This window comes from Corynebacterium sp. HMSC077D03 (assembly GCF_001808545.1).
Taxonomy (GTDB): Bacteria; Actinomycetota; Actinomycetes; order Mycobacteriales; family Mycobacteriaceae; genus Corynebacterium; species Corynebacterium simulans.
Map to the genome: position 1 here is coordinate 49,628 of NZ_KV793704.1, position 211 is coordinate 49,838.

Consider the following 211-nt stretch of genomic DNA (forward strand, 5'->3'; position numbering starts at 1 on the left):
GTCCGCCCCGCGTAAGCGGGGATGAGCCCACGCGGGGGTTCAAGAAAGCGGCGGAAGCGTCGTCCGCCCCGCGTAAGCGGGGATGAGCCGAATCCGCGGCCGCCGCTAAATTGTCACAGGATGTCCGCCCCGCGTAAGCGGGGATGAGCCTAATGCCACCTGCAAGTGGCAAGCAGAAAAGGAGTCCGCCCCGCGTAAGCGGGGATGAGCC